The following is an 867-nucleotide window of genomic DNA, read 5'->3' on the forward strand; positions in this document are numbered from 1 at the left end:
GATGGCGGGGTGGCGACGCCGGTCGTCCGACGGGGCCGGTGGCGTCGTCGCCGACCTCATTGAAACGGATGTCGGTGCGCGTTCCAATAGGCCGTCGCCCGGCTCACCGCCTCAACGATCTCCTCCCATGTCCCGAACCGGCGGCCCTTGAGCGCCAGGGACCGCAGAACCTTCCACCATGGTTCGATCAGGTTCAAGTACGCCGCCGTGACCGGCTGGAAGACAAACTCCCGTCGCGGGTACGCCACGTTGAACAGCAGCACATCGAGGGACCCGTGGGCGGTCAGGTTGTCGAGGATGGCGTAGACGCGGGTGACGCCGGCCGGCAACCATCGCTCGATCCGCTCCAGAAAATGGATCCAGTTCTCGCCGGTGCGACGTGGGTACGAGTGAGTAAACGCTTCCCCGGTGGCCGGCTGGAAGGCCCCGAAGACATGGCCCTTGCCGCGCCACCCGTCGTCGGCGTCCTGCGTCATCCGGGCCGCCGCCGTTTCGACGATCACGAACGAATCGTCTCGCTCTCTCGTCATCAATCGTTCCTTTCCACCCGAAACGGGCTTTGGGGCTTCTTGCGTCAAAGCGTCTGAGTAAGCTCTTATTGGCTTCGAGACCTCCGCAACGCCGCCGGCTGAGTAAGCGCTTATTGGCCCGGCCGCACGGCTGGGTAAGCGCTTACTCAGCCGTGCGGCCGGACGTGACATGCTCAGGCAACCGAAGTCGCCGGCTCGGCCGAGAGGAGCAACGAGGCCATGGCGGCCGCCTGGCCGGTCTCGTCCACGACCCGGTGCAGGCCCGACAGGGCGATGCTGAGGATGTCCTCGCACAGGCTGGCCTCGTCCCGCAGGTCGTCGGCCTGGCGCCACCGGG

Annotated in this window: 1 protein-coding gene; it reads right to left on the reverse strand. The window is 66.4% G+C overall.

Annotated elements, in window-relative coordinates; genetic code table 11:
* Positions 1 to 56: 56 nt before the first annotated feature.
* A complete protein-coding gene (locus tag BGIM_RS47950; protein ID WP_020467918.1) occupies positions 57 to 530 on the reverse strand; it encodes a transposase in 474 nt (157 codons plus the stop codon).
* Between the last annotated feature and the right edge of the window lie 337 nt (positions 531 to 867).

This window comes from Zavarzinella formosa DSM 19928 (assembly GCF_000255705.1).
GTDB classification, from domain to species: Bacteria; Planctomycetota; Planctomycetia; order Gemmatales; family Gemmataceae; genus Zavarzinella; species Zavarzinella formosa.

Bases quoted from the DNA above. Each gene is read 5' to 3' on its own strand.
- BGIM_RS47950 (WP_020467918.1), bottom strand. From the start codon at position 530: ATGACGAGAGAGCGAGACGATTCGTTCGTGATCGTCGAAACGGCGGCG.